Source organism: Amycolatopsis sp. SID8362 (genome assembly GCF_010550475.1).
GTDB lineage: Bacteria > Actinomycetota > Actinomycetes > Mycobacteriales > Pseudonocardiaceae > Amycolatopsis > Amycolatopsis eburnea.
On sequence record NZ_JAAGNB010000248.1, the window covers coordinates 1 to 4131 of the forward strand.

The window sequence follows — 4131 nt, forward strand, 5'->3', positions numbered from 1 at the left end:
GCGTCCGCGGCGTCGCCCGCCAGCTCGGCCAGGTCGACGCGCTCGGGCCGCAACGGCGTCTCGGCGGCGCGCGCGTCGAGGCGGGCCAGCAGCAGGAGGTCGTCGATCAGCACCGTCATCCGCGCGGTCTCCTCGCGGATCTTGGCCAGGTGCGCCTCCCGCTCGGCCGGCTCGTTCGCCGCGGCGTAGCGGAAGAGGTCGGCGTAGCCGCGGATCGACGTCAGCGGCGTGCGCAGCTCGTGCGAGGCGTCCGCGACGAACCGCCGCAGCCGTTCGTTCGCCTCGGTCTTCGCCGCCAGTGACGTGTCGATGTGCGCCAACATCACGTTGAACGCCGTCCGCAGCTCGTCGACTTCGGCGCCGCCGCCGGTGCCGGCCGCGCGCACCGGCAGGGCGGGGTTGGCGGTGAGGTCGTGGGACGCGATGTCGTGCGCGGTCCCGGCCATGTCGGCCAGCGGGCGCAGGCCGCGGCGCAGCACCAGCCGTCCCACGACCACCAGGACGCCGAGGGCGAGCGAGAACGCGGCCACCTCGACCCAGATCAGCTGCTGGACCGTCCCGTCGAGGTCCTTCTGGGGCGCGGCCGAGAGCAGCACCGAACCGTTGTCGACCGGGCACGCGCGCACCCGGTACGGCCCGTCGTCGCGCAGGTAGACGGTGCGCGTGACGTCGCCGCCGACCGCGTCGGCGGCGATCTTCGCCAGCTGCCGGGCATCACCGGGCAGCCGGCCGCCCGGTTCGGGCGTCGCGACGCCGTCGCGCACCTTGTACAGCGCCGAGTACCACGAGTACACCGACTGCGGCGAGCCGTGCGTCTCGCGCAGCTGCGGGAGCTGGGTGTTCTGGCTCTTGGACAGCTGCTCGTCGAGCCGGCGGTCGAGGTAGCCGTGCATGATCCCGACCATCGTGACGCCGACCGCGGCGAACACGACCAGCGCGAGCGCGCCGAGCCCCAGCGTGATCCGGGTGCCCAGCCGCGTGCGCTGCCAGGCCCCGTACCACTTCGCGAACCAGCGCCTCACCGGTTGACCTGGCGCACGACGTAGCCGACGCCGCGCACGGTGTGGATCAGCGGTTCGCCCTCGCCCGCGTCGAGCTTGCGCCGCAGGTGCGAAATGACCAGTTCGACCACATTGGACCGGCCGCCGAAGTCGTACTCCCATACGTGGTCGAGGATCTGGGCCTTCGTCAGCACCGCGGGCGAGCGGCGCATGAGGTAGCGCAGCAGCTCGTACTCGGTCGGCGTCAGCTCGGCCGGGCGGTCGCCGCGGCGGACCTCGCGGGTGTCCTCGTCCAGCGTGAGGTCCCCGACCCGCAGCACGGCCCCGCGCGCCGCCGCCTGGACCCCGCCGTGGCTGCGCCGCAGCACCGCGCGCAGCCGCGCCATCAGCTCCTCGACGGAAAACGGTTTCACGAGGTAGTCGTCACCCCCGCGGGTGAGCCCGGCGACGCGGTCGGACGTCGCGTCCTTGGCCGTGAGGAACACCACGGGCACCGCGTTGCCGTTCTCGCGCAGGCGGTCGAGAACGGTGAAGCCGTCGAGGTCGGGCAGCATCAGGTCGAGCACGACGATGTCCGGGCCGAACGCCGCCGCCTCGGTCAGCGCGGCCCGGCCGGACCCCGCGGTGACCGCCTGCCAGCCCTCGTACCGGGCGACGGTGGCGACGAGGTCGGCGATGTGCGGCTCGTCGTCGACGACGAGCAGGCGCACGGTCTCGGGGCTCTGCACTCCCCCATCCTCTCCCGGCGCGCGCGGTGCGGGCGAGCCGTGGCGCGGGCCGACAGGAATCCGACAGCCCGCACCCAGACTCGCCACAGGCTGCGTGGCGAGGCTGGCCTTCGTGAACCGAAACCGAAGGGGATCCGTGTGACCACCATGACGCAGACCGCCGAGGCCGCGCGCCCGGCGATCCGCCCCCGGATCGCCGCGAAATCCGGCCTCTTCACCTTCCTGGGCGCCAACGTGGCGGCCGTCACCGCGCTGTTCGCGGAGGCCGGCCTGTCGCAGAACGTGCTGATCAGCATCGGACGGCTCGCCGGCATGTACGGCGCGCTCGCCATGGCGTTCCAGCTGCAGCTCGTGGCGCGGCTGCCCTGGCTGGACCGGCGGATCGGGATGGACCGGCTCACCACGTGGCACCGCTGGACCGGCTTCACGATCCTGTGGACGCTGCTCGCGCACCTGGTGTTCATCGCCTTCGGCTACGCGGAGGTGTCGAGCAAGGGCGTCGTCGACGAGCTGGTCGAGATGGCGAACACCCTCGAAGGCATCCTGCGCGCGCTGGTCGCGTTCGCCGTGATCCTGATCGTCGGCGCGGCTTCGGCGAAGTTCGCGCGCAAGCGGCTGGCGTACGAGACGTGGCACTTCATCCACCTCTACACCTACGCCGCCCTCGTGCTGGCGTTCACGCACCAGATCGCGCTCGGGACGTCGTTCGCGAGCGCGCCGGCGGCGAAGGCGTACTGGTGGACGATGTGGCTGGGCGCCGGCGCCGCCGTGCTCGCCGGGCGCGTCCTGCTCCCGCTGTGGCGCAACCTGCGCCACCAGCTGCGCGTCACCGCGGTCGTTTCCGAAGCCCCGGACGTCGTTTCGGTGTACATGACCGGCAAGCACCTGGACAAGATGCCGGCGCGCGCGGGCCAGTTCTTCCTGTGGCGGTTCCTCACGAAGGACCGCTGGTGGCAGGCCAACCCCTTCTCGCTGTCCGCCGCGCCCGACGGCCGCACGCTGCGGCTGACCGCGAAGGCGCTCGGCGACGCCAGCGCGTCGCTGCGGAACCTGCGCGTCGGCACGCGGGTGTTCGCCGAAGGCCCGTACGGCGCCTTCACCACCATCCACCAGCGGCGGCCCAACGCGCTGCTCGTGGCGGGCGGCGTCGGCATCACGCCGATCCGCGCGCTGCTGGAGGACATCGACGGGCACGTCGTCGTGCTGTACCGCGTCCGCACCCAGGCCGACGCGGTGCTGCTGCCGGAGCTGAACGGGCTGGCCAAGGCCCGCGGCGCCGACATCAGCGTCCTCACCGGACCGGACCAGGCGGTCGGCCCGCGCGGGGCGATGCTCGGGCCGGCCAACCTGCACATGATGGTGCCGGACGTGCACGACCGGGACGTGTTCGTCTGCGGCCCGCCGGGGATGACGTCGGCCGTGCTGCGCAGCCTGCGCGAGCTGAAGGTGCCGAAGACCCAGGTCCACGCCGAACGCTTCAGCCTCGCGGCCTAGGGGGAGTTTTCACCGTGAAGAAGACCATTTTCGTCGTCGCGCTCTCGATCGCCGGGTTCATCGCGGTCTGGCGGTTCGAGCCGGGGCCGGTGCACAACACCGCCGCCGTCGCCCAGGCGCCGCCCAGCACCAGCGCCCCGGCGGCACCGTCGACCGCACCGTCTACTTCGGACAGTGCGAACGCGACGGTGACGACCCAGGGCTCGGCCGAGTCCGGCAAGTACGGCGTCGTGCAGGTCCAGGTGACGTTCACCGGCTCGCGGCTCACCGCCATCACCCTGCTGCAGGCGCCGAACGAGGGCCGCTCGCTCACCGCGTTGCCGCGGCTGCAGGAAGAGGCGATGCAGGCGCAGAGCGCCGACATCGACACGATCACCGGCGCGACCGAGACCAGCGAGTCCTACAAGACTTCGCTGCAGGCCGCGATCGACGCGCGGGGGAACCGATGAGCGTCCGCGTCGAGCAGATCATGGGCCTGCCGATCTCGCTCGACCTGCGGGACGGCGAGGACTTCGCCGAAGTGGTCGACGACGTCTTCGCCTGGTTCCACGACGTCGACGCGCGGTTCAGCCCGTTCAAGGCGGACAGCGAAGTCAGCCGGTACGACCGCGGCGAGCTCGCGGCCGCCGAGCTGAGCGACGACCTCCTGGAGGTCCTCGAACTCTGCGCGTACTACGAGCAGCTCTCCGGCGGCGCGTTCCGGGCGCGGCTGCCCGGGCGCGGCCTCGACCCGTGCGCGGTCGTGAAGGGCTGGGCGGTGCAGCGCGCCGCCGACATGCTGAAGGCCGAGGGCGCGACGACGTTCTGCCTCAACGCCGGCGGCGACGTCGTCACCGCGGGCGAGCCGGAACCCGGCCGCCCGTGGCGGGTCGGCGTCCGCCACCCCGAGCAGCCCCTCGCCGTGTGCG

At 72.5% G+C, this 4131-nt stretch carries 5 protein-coding genes; 3 read left to right on the plus strand and 2 right to left on the minus strand.

What is annotated here, in order from left to right:
- Together G3I65_RS08550 and G3I65_RS08555 are read right to left on the minus strand one after the other, a co-directional pair.
- The coding region (locus G3I65_RS08550; protein WP_160695613.1) for a histidine kinase dimerization/phospho-acceptor domain-containing protein at positions 1 to 1022 on the minus strand (1022 nt) is incomplete at its 3' end.
- Positions 1019 to 1729: a response regulator transcription factor gene (locus G3I65_RS08555; protein WP_160695614.1), complete on the minus strand. Its 711-nt coding sequence runs from the start codon at positions 1727 to 1729 to the stop codon at positions 1019 to 1021. The genes G3I65_RS08555 and G3I65_RS08550, both read right to left, overlap by 4 nt.
- Before the next feature lie 147 nt (positions 1730 to 1876).
- Here G3I65_RS08555 and G3I65_RS08560 point away from each other — a divergent pair, with 147 nt between their 5' ends.
- The 3 genes from G3I65_RS08560 to G3I65_RS08570 all read left to right on the plus strand — a co-directional run.
- Positions 1877 to 3223 carry a ferric reductase-like transmembrane domain-containing protein gene (locus G3I65_RS08560; protein ID WP_160695617.1) on the plus strand — a complete coding sequence of 449 codons (1347 nt, stop codon included), beginning with the start codon at positions 1877 to 1879 and terminating at the stop codon, positions 3221 to 3223.
- Positions 3224 to 3237: 14 nt separating this feature from the next.
- Positions 3238 to 3672, plus strand: coding sequence for an FMN-binding protein (locus G3I65_RS58215; RefSeq protein WP_160695615.1), 435 nt, complete (start codon positions 3238 to 3240; stop codon positions 3670 to 3672).
- On the plus strand, positions 3669 to 4131 hold a 463-nt coding region (locus G3I65_RS08570), incomplete at its 3' end, for an FAD:protein FMN transferase (protein WP_160695616.1). The genes G3I65_RS58215 and G3I65_RS08570, both read left to right, overlap by 4 nt.

Bases quoted from the DNA above. Each gene is read 5' to 3' on its own strand.
- G3I65_RS08560 (WP_160695617.1), top strand. From the start codon at position 1,877: ATGACGCAGACCGCCGAGGCCGCGCGCCCGGCGATCCGCCCCCGGATC.